The organism is Dokdonella sp. (assembly GCF_044227025.1).
Classification (GTDB): Bacteria; Pseudomonadota; Gammaproteobacteria; order Xanthomonadales; family Rhodanobacteraceae; genus Dokdonella_A.
This window is the reverse complement of sequence record NZ_JBGAFX010000003.1, coordinates 387,481-403,767: the sequence shown is the minus strand read 5'-3', so window position 1 is coordinate 403,767 and position 16,287 is coordinate 387,481. Positions and strand designations below refer to the sequence as shown.

Genomic DNA, 16,287 nt, shown 5'->3' with positions numbered 1-16,287 from the left:
GAAACGCCTGCGAACCCTGCGACTCCGGCGCTGCGCGCCTGCGCTCCGGGCGAAGGGCCCTTTGGTGCGCGCGCTCAACGCACCGATTCGAATCCCGCGGTGAAGATCGTGCCCGGCGGCGAGAAGTTGCCCTCGACCCGAAGCGCGATCGAGTTGGCGTTGCCTGCGATCAGGTTGTTGATCGCGGTGGCAAATCCGTTGCAGGCATTGGGGTCGATCGGTGCGATCGAGAAACCCGTAGCGGAAAGCTCGAGTCCGCTGGCCGAGCCGTTGCCGTCGAGCACGATGTGGATCGGCTCGAACACGCAGTCGGTACCGACCGCACGCGGCGTACCGGACAGGGTCAGGCCGACCACGGTCAGGCGCATTGACGCATCGGCCAACGCAGCGAGACCATCCGCACCCACCTGGCCTGCCGAGGCAATGCTCTGGTCGAGGTGGTAGGTCAACGAGGTTCCCGCGTTGCCGACGCTCGCGCCCTGGAACTTGAACGTGCCGGCACCGATGACACCGGTCGCGCTGGTGTACGACGAACCGAGGAACTGGCCATCGCCGAGTGCGGATGCATTGCCGTTGAACGTTGCGCTGCCTGAAACGGCGTAGTCGGTCGCCGCAACCGCCGGACCGGCCATGCCAACGACCAACAGCCAGCCGGCCGACGCGCCTGCGCGTCGGGTTCCGATCTTGCCCATGTCCCCTCGCTCCCCTTGCAGAAGGCCGTATCCGGCCTGGCCGCGCCCCGGTCCGCGGTCGCGTTTTTTAGTCCGCCGCACGGGTGAACGCAAGGAACTGGCGCACAACACGCGATCGCGCCAGGACCAGGCCCTGGGCGCGCAATAGGCCGAATGGCATCCGGTCGAACGGCATTGCAACGCGGGGGCCATCGCGGGGCATCCTGTCCGCACATTCATCGCAACGTCTATGACGACCGCGTCGCACTCATGCCAAGGAACGACCCCATGCCCCCGCTGCTTCGCGATTCCCGTGGCCACCTGCGCAACGGCTGGTGGATCGCGCTGTTCATCGTCGTCTTCCTCGCCAGCCGCGTGATCTATCACCCGCTGTCGAAGGCGTTGCAGTCGCACGGTTTCGACGGCGCGTGGCTGGCGCCACTGCCGGCGCTGTTCGTGCTGCTGGTGACATGGGCATGCCTGCGCCTGCGCAGGCAGTCGCTGGCGGATGTCGGGCTCAAGCTCGACGTGCGCTGGCTGCGGCATGCGCTGTTCGGGATCGCGTTCGGCTGCGCGACGATGCTCGCGGTTTCGGCATCGATCGCTGCGGCTGGCGGCGTGCGTTTTCACCTCGACCCCACGCATGCACTAGCAGCGCTGGCGATCGGCGCATGGACCTTCGCCGGCGTCGCACTGTTCGAGGAACTGCTGTTCCGTGGCTTCGTGTTCCAGCGCCTCGTCGACGGCGCCGGCCCGCTGGTTGCGCAAGGCGTGATGGCGGTGCTGTTCGCGCTTGCGCACTGGGACAATCCCGGCATGGAGGGGGCGACGCAGGTATGGGCGACGCTCGACACGGCGCTTGGCGCGATCCTGCTCGGCCTCGCGTTCCTGCGCAGCGGCAGCCTCGCCCTGCCCATCGGCATCCACTTCGGCTGGAACTGGATGCAGGGCAGCGTGCTCGGTTTCGACGTCAGCGGCATCGGCCAGGCCAGCTGGCTGTCGCCGGAACTGCTGGACAAGCCGCAGTGGTTGAGCGGTGGAACGTTCGGTCCCGAGGCGAGCGTGTTCGCGGTGCTCGTCGATGTCGCTTCGATCGTGTTGTTGTGGCGCTGGAAAGGTGTGCCGCCGAAAGGCGTGGCGGCTAACCCGGCACGACAAGGCGTCGCGAACGCCTCGCAGTAGCGCATCCGCGGACCAGGTCCGTGGCGAGCCTGCGGACAACTTCGAAACCGTCGGCGAACACGCGTTCGCCGACCGCACGGGTTTGCGTGGTCCGAGAATCCGGATGTCAGGTTCCGTCGAAGCCGTTCACGAAGATCGTGTCGTTTGCGGGCGGCGGGGTGAAGTCGCCGGCGAGTTGCACCTGCATGCTGTTGTTGCTGCCGGCGACGCCGCCGTTGATCTCGTTGCCGTGGCCGCCGCAGTCGGTCGGGGCGACCGTGGGGATCGTGAAGCCCGCAGCGGAAAGATCGAGGCCCGCGGCGGAACCGGTGCCCGCGAGATCGACCGGAATCGGCTGGAAAATGCAGGTACCGACACCGATCGGGATCACGCCGCCGACGAGCGCCGACAACACCTGCAACTTGAGGCTCGCCTGGGTCAATGCGGCGACGCCGTCGCTCGCAACCTGCCCCGTGGACGTGTTCGTCTGGCTGAGCTGGTACGTCACGGTCACGTCGGCGCCGAGCGAATCGGAATGAAACGTCGTTGTCGCTACCGGAAAGGTGAACTGGCCGCTCGACAACGCGCCGGTCGCACCGTTGTAACCGGAATCGCCGAACGTGCCGCCGGCCGGCAGCACGCCCGGATTGCCGTTCACCGAAATCGTGCCGGTGACGGCAAAGTTGCTAGCATGCACCGCGGGCAGCGCGGCGATCTGCAGCGCCATCGCGAGCGCGATGTTCCATTTCGTCGATGCGGCCATGTCGTCCCCTCCCGTGAGCGGCGAAGTCTGTCACCTTCGCCGCCGGCGCGAAAGCTTGCGCAGGAGGTCAACCCGGGTCGTAGCCGTTCGCGAAGATCACGTCGCCGACGTAGAAGTCGTGCGCATAGGCCACGCTCTGGTAGGTCGCGAGGAAGCGCCAGCGACCGGGCGGCGCATTGCCCGGCAGTGTGTACGACCAGTACCAGTACGATGCGGCGTAGTAAGGCTGGCTGCTGGAACCGGTCCAACTGGTGAAGGTACTGCCGTCGGGGCGCAGTATCGAATAGCTGGTGACCTGCCCGGAGCGCTGGTCGCGGTAGTAGGCCGCGAAATATGCGGTTTGCCCGCCAATGAAATGATCCTGCAGGTGGGTTATCTCATCGACCGGGTTCGGACAATTGGGATCATTGGGGTTTGGCGGGTCCGCGTCGTGGGTGGCGAGTTTGTTGATCGCCGAGTCGTAGTACGGGCGCTGCTGCGCCCACAGCGACGCCGGCGCATTGCACGCGCCGTGGAACGGCTCGAGGATGGTGTAGTTGCTGACGGCGGAATGGTTCTCGAAATGCAGGTGCGGCCCTGTCGAGAAGCCCGCACTGCCGACCGTGCCGAGGAACTCGCCGGTCGCGACCGTCGCGCCGATCGGCTTGGACGTCTGCGAGAACTTCTTCATGTGTCCGTACCACGCGACGCTGCCGTCGGCATGCTGCACGTAGACCGCGTTCCAGTCCGCCGAATAGTGGTTGGGGCAACTGCGGTCGTCGTTGCCGTCGGTCTTGCCGATGATCGTACCCGGCGCGGCCGCGATGATGTCGATCGCCTGCTCATCCATCAGCGTCCACGGGAATGGCCACAGGAAGATGTCGATGCCGGCGTGATTGCTGCCGTCGGCGAGGTCGTACGTGCGCGTGCCGCAGTTCCAGTCGAGCAGGTGGTTCGGATACGCCGGATCGAGGTCGACGAAATTGGAAATGCCGTGGTAGTCCGGATCGGTGAATCCGGCGGCCTTCTTCAACGGCCATTGCAGGCCGCCCTGCAACGGCGGCGGGAACGGCGCGACCGGGGCAAGCATGCCTTTCTGCTGCAGCGATTCGACGTTGCGTTGCAACCCGGCGTCGATGCGTGCTCGCTGCTCCGGCGTGATGTCGTCGCGCGGTGGGTCGAAGCGGCCGCCTCCAGCGGGTGGCGTCGCGGCCGCGACGGCAGCGACTGAAAGGCCTGCAAGAACGAGCGAACAGCGATGGATCGTGCGCATGAGCGTCTCCCCTTCGATTCGACCCGGGAAGGTTACGCCGTCCGTTCCCCGGCGTCGCATCGGCCCGCTGCGACGTTCACCAGCGTGGGTCGGCTGCGCAGGTCGACGCGACCTCGCGCAGCCCTGCGCACCTGCTTCGCAAACCTCCCCTCACCCGCGCCCGTGGCGCGGCCTCTCCCGCAAGCGGGAGAGGCGACAACCTTCCCTACGCCATCGGCGGATTCACTTCGCGGCGGGCGCAGTCCACTGCTTGAGCCACGCATTCACCGTGTCGTGCCACAGCACGCTGTTGTGCGGCTTGAGGATCCAGTGGTTCTCGTCCGGGAAGCGCAGGAACTGGCTCGGGATGCCGCGGCGCTGCAACGCGGTGAACGCGGCGAGGCCCTGTTCGAGCGGGATGCGGAAGTCCTGGTCGCTGTGCACGACGAGCATCGGCACGCGCCAGTCCTTGACGTGGTTGACCGGGTTGTACTTCTCGTAACCGGCCGGATCGTCGAACTGGGTCTTGCCCGCATGCTCCCACTCGTCGAACCACAGTTCCTCGGTCGAGTAGCTCATCATGCGGCTGTCGAACACGCCGTCGTGCGCGACGATGCACTTCCACGGCTCGTTCCACACGCCGGCCATCCAGTACATCATGTAACCGCCGTACGAAGCGCCAAGCGCGCAGGCACGGTTGCCGTCGAGGAAGGAATACTTCTGCTGCGCCGCGGCCCAGCCGGCCTTGAGGTCATCGAGCGGCGCGCCGCCCCAGTCGCCCGAGATCTTGTCGGTGAACGCCTGGCCGTAGCCGGTGGAACCGTGGAAGTTGATCGTGACGACCGCGAAGCCCTGGCCCGCGTACGTCTGCGGATTCCAGCGGTAGTGGAAGTCGTTCGTCATCGCGCCCTGCGGGCCGCCGTGCACGATGAACGCGACCGGATACTTCTTGCCGGACTTGTAGTTGACCGGCTTGGTCACGTAGCCCTGCACGGTGTCGCCGCCGTAACCCTTGAACGTGAAGAACTCGCTGTCGCCGAAGCGTATGTCGCGCAGGCGCTCCGCGTTCACGCGCGTGACCTGCTTGAGGCTGCCGCCATTCGCATTCGCGGTGTAGATGTCGTTCGGGTGCTTGAAGTCGTTGCGCGCGAGCACGAGGCCCTTTGCGCCGACATCGAACGAGGCGATGCTGCCGCTGGCGACGAGCTTCTTCGCCTTGCCGGTCTTCACGTCGATGCCGAACAGCGCATGGTCACCCCAGTCGTCGCTGGCGGTGTAGAGCGTCTTGCCGTCGGTCGATTCCTTCAGGCCCGACGCGGAACGATCCCACTGCGGATCGACTTCGCGCTTTGCACCGCTGGCGAGGTCGAGCGCCCAGATGCCGAAGCGGTCCGCCTCGAACCCGGGGCGCTTCATCGCGAGCCAGTACAGCGTCTTGCCGTCGGCGGACGGCAGCGGATAGCCGTCCCACGCGGGGTTGTCCGCGGTCAGGTTCTTCGCTACGTACGGCCCGTGCGCGGGCACCGAGTAGATGTCGAAGTTGGTCGACCACGGCTCGCCCTTGCCGGCGATGCGCGCATTGAAATACACGGTCTTGCCGTCGGCCGAGAACGCGTACTCGCTGTCGTCGCCGAACGGCTTGGACGGCACGTCGCCGTCGATCCCCTTGCTGAGCAGATCGAGCTTGCCCGGCTTGCCGTCCGCGCCGAGGTCGGCGATGAACAACTGCGAACGACGCCCGTCGGACCACGAGTCCCAATGGCGCACGAAGATCGAGTCGTACAACGTGCCGCTCGCCTTGTCGGCCTTGCGCGTATCGAGCTTCTTTTGCGTGCAGGCGAGCACGTCGGCGTCGTCCGCACAGGCATTGAACACGTCGATCGACAGCAGCACGTGCTGGCCATCGGGTGACAGCTTGAAGTTGTTGACGTCGAGCGCGAGCGTGGTCGCCTGCGTCGCCGTGCCGCCCTTCGCCTCGATCCGCCAGAGCTGGCTCGTGCCGTCCTTCGGCGCGAGGAAGTAGATCGCCTTGCCGTCGTGCGACCAGCGCGCGCTGCTCGCGTTGAGCGCCTGGTCGGTGAGGCGTTGCGGGTTGCCGCCTCCGTACGGCACGGTCCAGAGGCTGTTCTTGCCCTTGTTCGCGTCGTAGTCGGTTTCGCGCAGGCCATACGCGATGCTGCGGCCATCCGGCGACAAGACGGGATCGCTCGCGCGATTCATCATGACGAGGTCGTGCACGTCGAACGGATGCGACGCCGCGGACGCCGCGGCTGGCAGGGCGGCAACCGCGGCGATCGCCGCGGCAAGGACGGACTTCATCGATCTCTCCGGTGCGGACAAGGCGGATCGCCGATGGTACGGCCTGCGCCCTTCGCGGCCAACTGCGCGCGCCGGACTGTGACGATGTGCACATGGCTGCGCCGGGTCGGCGGGTTAGCGTGGCATGTCGGTGCGCAATGCGGCGCACCATCGTCGTGCCAGGGGGCGCGCGTCCCGATCCGCCCTCCCGTTCCGATCAGCCCCTGTCCATCTTCTAGGAGAACCCCATGCGTCGCCTGCTCCTGTCCAGCGCCTGCGCACTCGCGTGCCTGGCGATCGCCACGCCCGCCGTCTACGCCGCCGACACCAAGGCGGGCAAGGCGCCCAAAGGCGCCACCAACACGCCATTGGCCGCGACACCCGCGTGGGTGACCCGCAGCAACGAAGTCACGCAGCCGCTGCTCAAGGTGCAGGCCGAATTCGCGCCCGAATTCGCCTCGTTCTTCGGCGTCCCCGGCTACGACGATCGCGTCGCCGACCTCGGCCCGAACAACGGCGAACGCCAGCGCGCGGCGATCCGCGGCGCGAAGGGCACGCTTGAGAAGGAACTCAAGACCGAGGAAAACCCGAACGTCCGCCAGGACATCGGCATTCTCATGCGTGCCGCCGACCAGCAGATCGAAGGCAGCGAGTTGAACGAGAAGCTGCTGCTGCAGTTCGCCGACGTCGGCCAGCTCATGTTCCAGGGCGAACAGGGCCTGCTGCAGGACCAGGTCGATCCCGCGCGTCGCCCGAAGGCGCTCGATCGCCTCAAGGCGTATGTCGGCATCACCAAGGGCACGACACCGATCACCACGCTCGCGCGCCAGCGCTACGAGGAAGGCCTCGCCAACCCCGCGCTGCTCAAGCCGACCAAGGCCGCGGTCGAGCAGGCGCTGCGCAACGCCGACACGTACAGCAAGGGCATCCGCGAGCTGTTCGTCAAGTACAAGATCGCCGGCGCCGACGACGCGCTCGCCGCGCTCGACACGCAGATGAAGGACTACGCCGACTGGATGCGCAGCACCGTGCTGCCGGCCGCGCGCGAGGATACGCGCCTGCCGCCCGAGCTGTATGCGTTCCAGTTGAAGCAGACCGGCATCGACATCACGCCGCAGGAACTCATCCAGCGCGCGCAGCTCGAGTTCATGGAAACGCGCAACGCGATGCAGCAGCTCGCGCCGCTCGTCGCGAAAGCGAAGGGCATCAAGGCCGACGACTACCGCGACGTCATCCGCGAGCTCAAGAAGAAGCAGCTCAACAAGGATGCGGTCGAGGGCTACTACCGCAACACGGTCATGCCCGAGCTCGAGAAGCAGATCGGCGCGCACCGCGTCGTCGACCTGCCGAACCGCCCGATGGTCATGCGCCTCGCGTCCCCCGCCGAATCCGCCGCGCAGCCCGCACCGCACTTCCTGCCCGCTCCGCTGATCGGCAACACCGGCCAGCAGGGCCAGTTCGTGCTGCCGCTCGGCAATCCCGCCTCCGCGGGCAAGGACGGCAAGAGCGCCAGCTACGACGACTTCACCTACGAAGCCGGCGCGTGGACGCTGACCGCGCACGAAGGCCGCCCCGGCCACGAACTGCAGTTCACCGCGATGGTCGAGCGCGGCATCTCCGTCGCGCGCACGCTGTTCGCGTTCAACAGCGTCAACGTCGAAGGCTGGGCGCTGTACGCCGAAGCCGAGATGGTCCCGTACGAACCGATCGACGGCCAGCTGATCGCGCTGCAGTTGCGCCTGATGCGCGCCGCGCGCGCGATGCTCGACCCGATGCTCAACCTCGGCATGATCGATCGCGAACGCGCCAACCAGGTGCTGATGCAGGACGTCTGCCTGTCCGAACCGATGGCGCGCCAGGAACTGGACCGCTACACGTTCAACGCACCCGGCCAGGCCGGTGCGTACTTCTACGGCTACAGCCGCATCATTGAACTGCGCATGGAAACCGAACTCGCGCTCGGCGCGAAGTTCGACCGCATGGCCTACAACAACTTCCTGCTCGACCAGGGCCTGCTGCCACCCGACCAGCTCGCCAAGGCCGTCCGCGAAGTGTTCGTGCCGGCGCAGCGCGACAGGAAGTAGCGCACATATCGCGACCGCGTCGTTTGCCTGCGGAGCGACGTATGTCGCGACATGTTGCATTTTTTTGGGAGCGACGGAAGTCGCGATGCTTTTTGCTTCCTTCGCCGGGGAGCATCGCGCCGTCCGGCGCTCCCACAGCGGGCGAGCCTCGCCTCGTATCAGGGGCGAAGAGCATCGCGCCGTCAAGCGCTGCCACTGAGCTGACTGCTGGCCAACGGTGCATGAACGAACCGTGCAGCTCAGTCCTGCGCCGCCTTGCCCGCGTGTATGCTCACGCGAATGCCGCGGTCCAACCCCTCGCGCGGCTCGACGGAGACGACACATGAAGCGATCTGGCATCCGCGCGCTCATCCTCGGACTTCTCGCTCTTGGCGCCGCACCGGCCATGGCGCAGAACCTCATCGCCAACCCCACGTTTGATACCGACTACTCCGGCTGGCCGGTAGGCGCAGCGCAGTGGGTTGCCGAGGACTGCTGCGGAAACCCGGCATCAGGCAGCATCACGTCGCACCAGGATGAGACGCTGATCTCCAATTGCATCGACGTGACCGGCGGAAGTTCCTATGACCTGACGCTGTGGACGAAGTACGTTCCGGTGAACCCGTCGCTACCAAGTCCCAACGGCTTCGCTCATGTCGTCTGGATGAGCGCAGCGGCATGCGGCGGAGTAGCGATCGATTTCCCCAATTATCCGGACCTTGCACCCGGAGGCGGTGCTGCCTGGCACAAGGTCGGCGCGACGTTCGTTGCGCCCGCAGGGGCGCAAAGCGTTTCCATCGAGCTCGGCGGCTACCATTGCGGACTCAGCTGCGGCGGGGACACCTATTTCGACAACGTCGCTTTCGGCCCGGCAGGAACGGTACCGGTCGAGCTGCAGTCGTTCGATATCGATTGACACCGCGTTCCCGTCACCCGCGCGTGTGGCGCGCCCACAGTTCCCCCTCTCCCGCTTGCGGGAGAGGGCTGGGGTGAGGGGAAGCGCGCGACATCGTTCGGGAGAGGTGACAGCTCGAGCATGAACCCCCGATAGACGCCAAAACCCCCGCACGGTTTTCCCTGCGCAATACGCGCAATGATGGTCCCATCGACCACTGGGGGACCGCACCATGAACACCCGCACCTGGCTCGCGACGGCCTGCTTCACCCTGTTCGCGCCGATCGCCGCGCACGCCTACGACGGCTACGTGACCGCGAACGTCAACCTGCGTGCCGGACCCGACGTCGACTACCCCGCGATCACGATGCTGCCCCCCGGCGTCGAAGTATCCGTGCAGGGTTGCATCGACGGATGGGAATGGTGCGACGTCGTCGCCGGACCCGACCGCGGCTGGGTCGCGGGCACCTTCCTGCAACAGGACTACGACGGCGAGCGTGTCTACGTCGCCGACTACGGCGCGCGCATCGGCATCCCGATCGTCGCGTTCGCACTCGGCACCTACTGGTCGAACCACTACAACGGCCGCAGCTGGTCCCGCGACCGCAACCGCTGGGAAAACCGCCACTTCGTGCATCGCGCACCGCCGCGCCCGCCGGGCTGGCATGGCGGCTACGGCCATGGCGGCTACGGCGGACACAACGTCGTCCACGGCAACAACTACGGACACGGAAACTACGGACACGGCCCGAACCCCGGCTACGTCGCCCCGCATATCCCGCGCGGACCGTCCCACGTGTCGTATGGCAACGCCCATCATGGCAACAGCGAGTACGGACACGGATCCACCCCGCATCAAAACTCCGACTCGCACGGCAACGGCAATCGCGGCAACCAGGGCAATCAGGGCGACCATGGCGACCACAACGACCGTGACGGCCGCGCCGATCACGGGCGGGATCACGATCGCCGCTGATGCCGACTAGCGTTGGCGATTGCCTGGAACGTCAGGGCGGCGCTTCGCGTCGCCTGGCCCTATCTGCCTCCGCCCATGGGTGCAACGCCGCCATTAAATCGTGCGACCGACGCCATGACGCGGCTGGCGTCCCTCAGGCCGACGCTGCAAACCACTTCACCAGAAAATCCAGCATCGTGCGCAAGATTGCCGGCTGATGTTGGCGGGAGATGTAGAGCCCGTGGATGGCCAAGGTCTGCGGCTTGTACTGCGGCAACAGCGCGACGAGCTTCTTGTTCTTGATGAGGGGCTCTGCGGAAAACACCGGTTGCATCACGATGCCCGCCCCTTCGACGGCGGCTCGCAGCAGCACCATTGAATCATTCGCGCTCAGGTTGCCGCCGACGGGCACGCTGATCGCCTTGCCGGCGCGCTCGAAGTGCCACAGGCTCTTGCCGAAATAAGCGTAAGTCAGGCAGTTGTGCTGGCTGAGGTCTTCGGCGCGCTTGGGGATGCCGCATGCCTTCAGATAGGCGGGCGCGGCGCAGACGATCGAGGCGCATTTGCCCAGATTGCGCGCGATCATGCCAGGGGCAAGTTGGTTGGTGATGCGGATCGCCAGGTCGATGCGTTCCTCGACCAGGTTCACCGCCCTGTTGTCGATCTGAAGATCGATCGAGGTACGCGGGTAGCGCTGCAAATACGCCGTTACGGCGGCGGCGAGCGAGGCTTGCGCCAGCGACTGCGAGCACGCAATGCGCAAGATTCCCCGCGGCTCGTCCGTCAAGGAATCGCCAACCACCGGCACTTGTTCCGCAAGCGCGAGCATTTCGCGACAGCGAATCAGCGTCGCTTCGCCGGCCGCCGTGAGATTGATGCGACGGGTGGTGCGGTGAAACAGGCGAGCGCCGGACCAGTCCTCCATTTCCGCCAGATAGCGCGTGACCATCGCCCGTGACATGTCCAGCAATTCAGCCGCACCGCTGAGGCTGCCGCGCTCGGCGATGCTGACAAAGACCTGTGCGGCAAGAATGCGGTCCATGCACGGCACTCCTATTCGTTCGATGCGAGCAACAATGCATTGCAGTTTAGGCTGCATATCAATCAATGGGAAACCACTAGCCTTCCCGTCCGCCGCATCCGCGGCCTTCGGATGGAGGAAGAAGCATGACCCCGGATCCCCGACTCACATGGCGACATTTTCCCGCCGGTCCGAGCGGATTTTTCCGCGCTCCGGTGCTTCTGCTGGGTGCGACGCAGGCGCTCCTCGTCGACGGAGGTTTCACGCTGTCCGATGGCAAGGCGATCGCCGATGCGATCGCAGCGGCCGGCAGGAGCCTGAAAGCCGTGTACGTCAGTCAAAGCGATCCCGACTACTACTTCAGCCTCGGCGCGGTGCGCGCCGCCTTTCCACACGTGCCAATTTTGGCAGCCTCTGCCGTCGTGTCCGCGATCAACGCCAGCGTGCAGAAGAAGCTCGACGTGTGGGGGCCTCAGCTCAATGACAATGGTCCACAGACGCTTTCCGACGTGGTGAAGATCGTGGCGATGGATGATCCTTCACTGAGCGTCGATGGTGCGGCGATTGAAATCATCGAGGCCGATAACCTGGCCAATCGGCGCTATCTGTGGGTGCCGGAGCTCGAAGCGATCTTCGGTGGGGTGTTGGTTTTTTCGGGCGTGCACGTGTGGACCGCTGACACCGCGACCGCGGAGCAGCGAGCCGCGTGGGTCAAGAACCTGGACGCGATGGCTGCGCGCAAGCCACGCATCGTGGTGGCGGGACATGCCGCTGAGAATGCGCCGACGGATGCGTCAGCCATTTCCGATACGCGCGAATACCTTCTCGCATTCGAAGAAGCGCGCGCCAAGGCTGCCGACAGCGCGATGCTGATTGCCGCCATGAAGAAGCGCTACCCCAATGCCGGCATGGATGTGGCGCTCGAAATCGGCGCCAAGGTCGCCCTTGGCGAAATGAAATGGGGCTAGAGAGGCTACGCTATTCGTCCGAGCCCGGGCTGGCGCCACCCCCATTCGATCCGACGGAGGCCGATGATCCCGCGCCCATCGGCCGGGCGGCCGAAACCGGCTGGCACCAGGATCGAGTGTGATCCAGTTCCTGCGCGACCACGCTATGCATTCCACTTTCCCCCATTGTCCAGAAACGTGCACTGCGTCGCCCCTTTCGCGGCCGTGCGCGCCGAAGATCGGCGGTGGGGATGCGGGTCCGCTCGTCGCACCAACCGCCGAGCGCCACCAACCTGGGGGTGGACTCGCGCGTGGCGTCGGCATTACCTGAGAGGGACTCACACTCATGAAGCACTCCACGCAACTCGCGCGCTGGATCGCCGGGGCACTCGTCGTCGCACCGTTCGGATCCGCCTTCGCGGCGCCGGCGCTGTTTTCGCCGGTGCCGATGGTGATGAAAGCGCCGGAAACGGACACCGCCTGGCAGGCGCTGACATCGCGCCCGTCGACGCATGCGATGCAGCTCGTGACGGCCGACACCGCGCAGCTCGACGAGGGCACCGACAGCGTCCTGCTCAACCTCGACTTCGGCGGCGCGCTCGACGTGCCGCTGCAACGCGTGTCGTCCTATCGCAGCGAGGACGGCTCGCTCGTGTGGCACGGCACCGTCGCGAGCTTCGCGACCTCGCGCGCGGCGTTCGGGCCGAACGAAGTCGCGAACGATCCGATGAACGACGCCACGCTCGTGGTACACGACGGCAAGCTCACCGGCAACGTGCGCATCCTCGGCCAGCTGTACGCGATCCGCCCGTTGCACGACGGCCGCACCGCAATCGTCGAAGTGGACGCGTCGGCAATGCCGCCGGACCATCCGCCGCTCGCGTACCGCAAGCTGTTCGAGCAGTCGAAGGCGCTCGACGTCGAGGCAACCGCACCCGACGCGATCACCGCCAACACGACGATCCGCGTGATGGTGAACTACACGCAGGGCGTCGCGTCGCAGGTCGGCGACGTCGCCGGGCTCATCAATCTCGCCGTTGCGGAATCCAACCAGGGTTACGCCAACAGCGGCGTCGCGATCACGATGCAACTGGCGACGTCGTCGCAGGTGACCTACAGCGAGACCGGCAACTTCGATACCGACCTCACGCGCTATCGCGGCACCTCGGACGGCTACATGGACGGCATCCACTCGCAGCGCAACAGCTCCGCCGCGGATGTCGGCGTGCTGCTGGTGACGAACACCGCGTATTGCGGCCTCGCCTCCGCGATCAAGGCGACCGCGACGACCGCCTTCGCCGAGGTGTACTGGGACTGCGCGACCGGCTACTACTCGTTCGCGCACGAGATCGGCCACCTGCAGGCGGCGCGCCACGATCCGACCAACGATCCGACCAACACGCCGTACAAGTACGGCCACGGCTACCAGTATTCCGCCGGCGGCTGGCGCACGATCATGGCCTACGACTGCACGAGCGGCTGCACGCGCCTCAACTACTGGTCGAACCCGGGCATCACCTACGGCGGCCACGCGATGGGCACGACCACGCGCAGCGACAACCACCGCGTGCTCAACAACACCGCGGCGACGGTGGCGGCATTCCGCTGACGTGAACCATCGGCACCCGGGCACGGATGCCCGGGTGTGCGATCGTAGACCTGCTCGCAACATGCCGATAGGACGGCACCGGATCATGCCGGCGTTGGCGCCTCGTCCAAAACCATCCTAGGATCAGGCACGAGGCATCGACGCCAGCAGCCTGAAGGATTCGAACATGTACAAGCGCACGGCATCCGCGATCACGATCCTTGCCGCGTTCGCGGTCGCCCGCGCAGCGCTTGCCGAGGGTGACGCCGGCGAGCGCGACCTCGACTCGAGGATGAAGCGCTACGACGTGTCCTACACGATCCGGCCCGACGGTTCGTACGTTGAAGACTGCGAGTGGGCGATGGTCGTCCTCAAGGAACGCGCCGTCGCGAACGCCAAGACCGCCGACGTGTCCTACAGCACGAGCATCCAGAAGGCCGAAATCAAGGCGGCCTACACGCTCAAGCCCGACGGACGACGCATCGACGCGCCGAAGGCGAACTTCCAGGTCGAGACCAACACAGGCCAGGGTGCGGATTCGCCGGTCTTTTCCGATCGAACGACGACGACCGTGGTTTTCCCCGACGTCGCAGCCGGCGATACCGTCGTGCTGTCGTATCGCCTTACGGCGTCGCAACCAATGTTCCCGAACCATTTCTCCGTGTCGCAGGTGTACTGGCGCTCGCAGGCCTACGACCACGTGGACGTGAAGATCGATGCGCCGACGTCGCTGTGGGCGCAGTACGAGGCGCGCGGGATGAAGACCGTGCGCGACGACGTGGAGAAGGGGCGCCATCGACTCGAATGGACGCTCGAAAACCCGGATCCTCCGAAGGAAAAGCGCACGGACTGGTCAGTGGTCGACGTCGAGTCGCAACCGGGTTTCGCGTTCTCGACGTTCCGATCCTATCGCGACATCGCCGAGGCGTATGGCGCGAGCGCGATGCCGAAGGCGGTGATCACGCCGCGTGTCCAGGCGAAGGCGGATGAAATCGTCGGCACCGAAAAAGATCCTCGCGAGGTCGCTCGGTTGCTCTACGAATGGGTCGCCGTGAACCTCAGCTACGCCGGCAACTGCGTCGGGCTCGGCGCCGTGGTACCCCACGACACGGATTTCATCCTCGACAATCGCATGGGCGACTGCAAGGACCATGCGACGCTGCTGCAGGCGCTGCTCGCGGCGCGCGGCATCGCGAGCACGCAAGCGCTGATCAACGCCGGCAGTACGTATCGCCTGCCGAAGATACCGGTCGTGTCGACCGTCAACCATGTCATCAACTACATCCCGCGACTCGACATCTACCTCGATGCGACGTCGAACTCAACGCCGTTCGGCATGCTGCCGTTCTCCGATCGCGGGAAACCGGTGCTGGTGGTCGGCGGCGAGAAGGATGCGTCCACGCCGTCGCAGCCAGTGGGCTCGAACCGCCAGACGCTGAAGACCACCGTGCGCGTGCAAGCGGACGGCTCCCTGCAGGGCGAGAGTTCGGTCCTGCTCGAGGGCGCATATGCGCTCTCCGCGCGATCCGCGTTCCGGGACATGTCCCGCGAATACGAGGAAGACGTGATGAAGAACTACTTCCAGGGCCAGGGCCAGATCGGCAGCGGCAAGCTGCAGCGCGATGACGCCAAGGCACTCGTCGCGCAATACCGCTACAGCGCGACGTTCGACGTCAAGGACGTGCTCAACGTGCCCGGACCCGGCGCATTCCGCGTCTCTCCGGTGCTCTTCAGCCAGCGCCCGATCGCGAGCTTCCTCGGCGCAGCGGTCGCGGACATCGATGCGGAGGGCGAGCACGACACGACGTGCTCCAGCGGCGCTTCCATCGAGGAATACGAATACACGTTCCCGCGCGGCATGAAGATGCTGGCGACGCCCGACGACGCGAAGATCGAAAGCGGGAACCTGTCCTACAGCGCGACCTACAAGCTGCGCGGCAACGTGCTCACGGTGCGGCGCGTGTTCGAGGACAAGACGCCAGGCGTGGTCTGCACGCCGGACGACACGCGCGCGCTGAAGGCGTTCGCACGCAAGGTCTCGCAGGACCAGCGCGCGCAGGTCGTCTACAAATAGACGGCGCGGGGCCGGCGAACGCGTGTTCGTTTGCCAGTGAAACCGCTCAGCGCGCCGGCGATGCGTCCGCGCGCACATGCACGCGATCGTGGTCCGGCTTGACCATCTCGACGAACAGCACCGAGGTGTACGGCATGCAGACGGTGCTGCGCGCGGAGCGGCCGCAGAAGTGATCGCCGCCGACGGTGTCGACCGAGACATCGACGCTGTCGCGGCCCGCGACGATCTGCACGTGGTGTCCGCGCATCGACGTGAACATGCCCTGCAGGCTGGCGTAGCCTTGCGGGATGGGCACTTCGTCGGCAACGGCGACCGAGCCGAACAGCGCGAGCGACAGGGCGAGCGTGGCGGAACGCAGCATGGGATCCCCCTCGTGTGGGCCGCGGCGGCGGCGACGCCACCGTAGTCCGGGCCCGGCTCGACTGCAAGAATGCGGGCTTGCCGACAGGAACCGCTGGCCATATTCCGGCGCACGCTTCCGCCGGACCCTGCATGTCGACCGCTGCCCTGACGCACGCACGCCCCGCCGAATTCGTCGGCCATCCCAAGGGTCTGTACATCGGGCTTCCTGACCGAGATGTGGGAGCGCGTCTCGTTTTTCGAATCCGGCAGCATCAGCG

General features: G+C 66.0%; 13 protein-coding genes. 7 read left to right on the top strand and 6 right to left on the bottom strand.

Features of this window, described 5'->3' with window-relative positions:
• Positions 1 to 74: 74 nt before the first annotated feature.
• Entirely contained in the window at positions 75 to 692 is a 618-nt protein-coding gene (locus tag ACILRJ_RS09550; RefSeq protein ID WP_395682757.1) for a hypothetical protein, read from the bottom strand.
• Positions 693 to 959: 267 nt separating this feature from the next.
• On the opposite strand from ACILRJ_RS09550, the gene ACILRJ_RS09545 reads away from it, so the two are divergent.
• Positions 960 to 1,853, top strand: coding sequence for a lysostaphin resistance A-like protein (locus ACILRJ_RS09545; RefSeq protein ID WP_395682755.1), 894 nt, complete (start codon positions 960 to 962; stop codon positions 1,851 to 1,853).
• Between the two features lie 106 nt (positions 1,854 to 1,959).
• Here the strand turns inward: ACILRJ_RS09545 and ACILRJ_RS09540 are convergent, their stop codons facing one another.
• The 3 genes from ACILRJ_RS09540 to ACILRJ_RS09530 all read right to left on the bottom strand — a co-directional run bounded on the left by ACILRJ_RS09540 (position 1,960) and on the right by ACILRJ_RS09530 (position 6,145).
• Positions 1,960 to 2,595 (bottom strand): hypothetical protein, encoded by a 636-nt coding sequence (locus ACILRJ_RS09540; protein WP_395682753.1) that lies wholly within the window; start codon positions 2,593 to 2,595, stop codon positions 1,960 to 1,962.
• A gap of 67 nt (positions 2,596 to 2,662) precedes the next feature.
• Positions 2,663 to 3,847, bottom strand: coding sequence for a peptidoglycan DD-metalloendopeptidase family protein (locus ACILRJ_RS09535; protein WP_395682751.1), 1,185 nt, complete (start codon positions 3,845 to 3,847; stop codon positions 2,663 to 2,665).
• A 222-nt stretch (positions 3,848 to 4,069) separates the two neighbouring features.
• Complete coding sequence (locus ACILRJ_RS09530) at positions 4,070 to 6,145, bottom strand: prolyl oligopeptidase family serine peptidase (protein WP_395682749.1); 2,076 nt, start codon at positions 6,143 to 6,145, stop codon at positions 4,070 to 4,072.
• 227 nt (positions 6,146 to 6,372) lie between these two features.
• Between ACILRJ_RS09530 and ACILRJ_RS09525 the strand changes: the two genes are divergently transcribed.
• The 3 genes from ACILRJ_RS09525 (at position 6,373) to ACILRJ_RS09515 (ending at position 10,058) form a co-directional block, all read left to right on the top strand.
• The gene (locus ACILRJ_RS09525; RefSeq protein ID WP_395682747.1) at positions 6,373 to 8,208 is read left to right on the top strand and encodes a DUF885 domain-containing protein; all 1,836 of its coding nucleotides are present in this window, start codon (positions 6,373 to 6,375) and stop codon (positions 8,206 to 8,208) included.
• Between the two features lie 385 nt (positions 8,209 to 8,593).
• Complete coding sequence (locus tag ACILRJ_RS09520) at positions 8,594 to 9,103, top strand: hypothetical protein (protein WP_395682745.1); 510 nt, start codon at positions 8,594 to 8,596, stop codon at positions 9,101 to 9,103.
• A gap of 211 nt (positions 9,104 to 9,314) precedes the next feature.
• On the top strand, positions 9,315 to 10,058 hold the full coding sequence (locus ACILRJ_RS09515; protein WP_395682743.1) for an SH3 domain-containing protein: 744 nt from the start codon (positions 9,315 to 9,317) through the stop codon (positions 10,056 to 10,058).
• Between the two features lie 133 nt (positions 10,059 to 10,191).
• On the opposite strand, the gene ACILRJ_RS09510 is transcribed toward ACILRJ_RS09515, so the two are convergent.
• Positions 10,192 to 11,079 (bottom strand): LysR family transcriptional regulator, encoded by an 888-nt coding sequence (locus ACILRJ_RS09510; RefSeq protein ID WP_395682741.1) that lies wholly within the window; start codon positions 11,077 to 11,079, stop codon positions 10,192 to 10,194.
• A gap of 125 nt (positions 11,080 to 11,204) precedes the next feature.
• Here ACILRJ_RS09510 and ACILRJ_RS09505 point away from each other — a divergent pair, with 125 nt between their 5' ends.
• The 3 genes from ACILRJ_RS09505 (at position 11,205) to ACILRJ_RS09495 (ending at position 15,667) form a co-directional block, all read left to right on the top strand.
• Positions 11,205 to 12,026 (top strand): MBL fold metallo-hydrolase, encoded by an 822-nt coding sequence (locus ACILRJ_RS09505; protein WP_395682739.1) that lies wholly within the window; start codon positions 11,205 to 11,207, stop codon positions 12,024 to 12,026.
• Between the two features lie 325 nt (positions 12,027 to 12,351).
• Positions 12,352 to 13,614, top strand: a complete 1,263-nt coding sequence (locus tag ACILRJ_RS09500) for a M12 family metallo-peptidase (protein ID WP_395682737.1) — start codon at positions 12,352 to 12,354, stop codon at positions 13,612 to 13,614.
• A gap of 166 nt (positions 13,615 to 13,780) precedes the next feature.
• Positions 13,781 to 15,667 carry a DUF3857 domain-containing protein gene (locus ACILRJ_RS09495; protein ID WP_395682735.1) on the top strand — a complete coding sequence of 629 codons (1,887 nt, stop codon included), beginning with the start codon at positions 13,781 to 13,783 and terminating at the stop codon, positions 15,665 to 15,667.
• 46 nt (positions 15,668 to 15,713) lie between these two features.
• Here ACILRJ_RS09495 and ACILRJ_RS09490 read toward each other — a convergent pair whose 3' ends face one another.
• Positions 15,714 to 16,028: a hypothetical protein gene (locus ACILRJ_RS09490; protein WP_395682733.1), complete on the bottom strand. Its 315-nt coding sequence runs from the start codon at positions 16,026 to 16,028 to the stop codon at positions 15,714 to 15,716.
• Between the last annotated feature and the right edge of the window lie 259 nt (positions 16,029 to 16,287).

What these genes read in the sequence shown, in the direction of transcription:
- ACILRJ_RS09520 (WP_395682745.1), top strand. Translation starts at nt 8,594, where the DNA reads ATGGCGCAGAACCTCATCGCCAACCCCACGTTTGATACCGACTACTCC.
- ACILRJ_RS09530 (WP_395682749.1), bottom strand. Translation starts at nt 6,145, where the DNA reads ATGAAGTCCGTCCTTGCCGCGGCGATCGCCGCGGTTGCCGCCCTGCCA.
- ACILRJ_RS09495 (WP_395682735.1), top strand. Translation starts at nt 13,781, where the DNA reads ATGTACAAGCGCACGGCATCCGCGATCACGATCCTTGCCGCGTTCGCG.
- ACILRJ_RS09545 (WP_395682755.1), top strand. Translation starts at nt 960, where the DNA reads ATGCCCCCGCTGCTTCGCGATTCCCGTGGCCACCTGCGCAACGGCTGG.
- ACILRJ_RS09550 (WP_395682757.1), bottom strand. Translation starts at nt 692, where the DNA reads ATGGGCAAGATCGGAACCCGACGCGCAGGCGCGTCGGCCGGCTGGCTG.
- ACILRJ_RS09510 (WP_395682741.1), bottom strand. Translation starts at nt 11,079, where the DNA reads ATGGACCGCATTCTTGCCGCACAGGTCTTTGTCAGCATCGCCGAGCGC.
- ACILRJ_RS09500 (WP_395682737.1), top strand. Translation starts at nt 12,352, where the DNA reads ATGAAGCACTCCACGCAACTCGCGCGCTGGATCGCCGGGGCACTCGTC.
- ACILRJ_RS09505 (WP_395682739.1), top strand. Translation starts at nt 11,205, where the DNA reads ATGACCCCGGATCCCCGACTCACATGGCGACATTTTCCCGCCGGTCCG.
- ACILRJ_RS09515 (WP_395682743.1), top strand. Translation starts at nt 9,315, where the DNA reads ATGAACACCCGCACCTGGCTCGCGACGGCCTGCTTCACCCTGTTCGCG.
- ACILRJ_RS09540 (WP_395682753.1), bottom strand. Translation starts at nt 2,595, where the DNA reads ATGGCCGCATCGACGAAATGGAACATCGCGCTCGCGATGGCGCTGCAG.
- ACILRJ_RS09490 (WP_395682733.1), bottom strand. Translation starts at nt 16,028, where the DNA reads ATGCTGCGTTCCGCCACGCTCGCCCTGTCGCTCGCGCTGTTCGGCTCG.
- ACILRJ_RS09525 (WP_395682747.1), top strand. Translation starts at nt 6,373, where the DNA reads ATGCGTCGCCTGCTCCTGTCCAGCGCCTGCGCACTCGCGTGCCTGGCG.
- ACILRJ_RS09535 (WP_395682751.1), bottom strand. Translation starts at nt 3,847, where the DNA reads ATGCGCACGATCCATCGCTGTTCGCTCGTTCTTGCAGGCCTTTCAGTC.